Annotated in this window: 2 protein-coding genes and 1 pseudogene; all 3 read right to left on the bottom strand. The window is 44.9% G+C overall.

Features of this window, described 5'->3' with window-relative positions; translation table 11 throughout:
* A partial coding sequence (locus tag F6K20_RS37700) for an FHA domain-containing protein (protein ID WP_287298282.1) occupies positions 1-210 on the bottom strand: 210 nt, incomplete at its 3' end.
* A 320-nt stretch (positions 211-530) separates the two neighbouring features.
* Positions 531-1,172 carry a DUF3120 domain-containing protein gene (locus tag F6K20_RS37695; RefSeq protein ID WP_008181504.1) on the bottom strand — a complete coding sequence of 214 codons (642 nt, stop codon included), beginning with the start codon at positions 1,170-1,172 and terminating at the stop codon, positions 531-533.
* A 321-nt stretch (positions 1,173-1,493) separates the two neighbouring features.
* Positions 1,494-1,624 (bottom strand): annotated as a pseudogene (locus tag F6K20_RS37690) (SGNH/GDSL hydrolase family protein); the annotation flags it as partial.

The raw sequence follows: 1,624 nt of genomic DNA, 5'->3' as shown, positions 1-1,624 counted from the left end.
TGTACACTGCAACATCGCATGGTTTCTGGAAATCCAGCGATCTGAAAGTACAAAATTGTTATCATAACTACGACCGACGGTCCAGCAATTACTACCAACTAATGGCATATACTGATCGTCAGAGTCGGTAGGCATAAGTAGGTAAGGGGTGGATCGCAAAGTCACCACAGATATAGGAGCAACAACAGGGTTAACGGAGAGGTTGATCATTGCATCAATTTTCCAAGATTTCCCCTGATCAGGGAAGGATAGCGCAGAAGTTGGAGAAACAATAGCAGCAATAAGTTACTGACTAGTTACTGCTAATCGAGCTTGAGTATGCTGCTGTCAAAAACCCAGCAAGACTCAGAAGCTGACCCTAGTAGATACATTCACAGGATGATGGAGTCATTTCGGAATAACCATCACAATGACAATGGTCAAAACTTACCTAATATTTATATATATATATAAATATCTATATATAAATAAATGAATAAGGCTTCCGAAGAAGCCCACACTGTACCTTTTAGGGTCAGTGTCTGGAGTCATCATGCTAGGTTAGCTGCCAACCAAAAAAGACTATCTACCACGATTGTACTCAAAACGGCTCCACTAAACGTCCACCAATGGGGCTGTTCTTTTGTCAATGACCAAAGACCAACTATTCCTAGCGTAGCAACCAAAAGCACTGCCCAGCTAATTCCCCAAGGAGTTTGGACTTGTGCGATCGCATTTTGAAAGACTGGTTTTGCCAGGACTGGCTCTACTACCATCACCTGACGCCAGTAGGGAATTAGATTCGTCAAGTAGAAATAGATGTCGGTCATGGCTGTACCGAATAACGAACCCAAGTAAAACAGATTTCCTACCTTTCCCCAACCCCGCCACAATCCCCACAGAGCGAATGGTAGACCAATTGCCTCTACCGGTAAATGCAGTAGAGGTTCAGTCCGCAACCAACCCCAATATAGTGAACCAGCCAGCCAACTCCAGCTAAATCCCAACAGCAAGTCACCCCAGACTTGGGTTGATGGACGTTGGAGCAGTTTTATCCCTAGCCACACCCAAGCCAGGGTGATGACTAAACTCAACAGTGGGAAAAGGCGCACTAGGGGAGCTTGGAAGAACACTGGCACAGAAACCAGGAAGGAGGCGGCAGCAAATAATAGCCATCCTTGAGGATTACTCACTCCCCTAGGGGGTATCGATAGAAGTAGTTGCCCTAAATTATTAGAATTCCTTGGGGATATACCAGAAAACCAAGTATTTTTCAACAAAATTTTGTTATTTATCTTTAATTATCTTTATTCAACTTAATATATCATTACCAATATCCCCCCAGGGGGCATATTGGTAAGAGTACTTGAATGTGGTGGTTTATGGCAAGGGTTGAAATATAGCAGTTATAGCGCTACGCGCAAGGCAAGAGGCAAGAGGCAATAGGCAATAGGCAATAGGCAAGAGGCAATAGGCAAGAGGCAAGAGGCAATAGGCAAGAGGCAATAGGCACCCCCCAGTATGAACACCCGCAGCATCGATGGCGGTGGGCTAGGAGTAGTGGTGGGACTGCGCATGGAATATTCATTAATGACAATGCGGTTGCCAAACCGTCTGGTGCTTTGGTTAGGGGCTAGCAAGTAGA

Origin of the sequence: Moorena sp. SIO2C4, from assembly GCF_010672485.1 — a bacterium.
Classification (GTDB): Bacteria; Cyanobacteriota; Cyanobacteriia; order Cyanobacteriales; family Coleofasciculaceae; genus Moorena; species Moorena producens.
The sequence above is the reverse complement of the archived record's forward strand: the minus strand, read 5'-3'. Positions and strand labels throughout refer to the sequence as shown.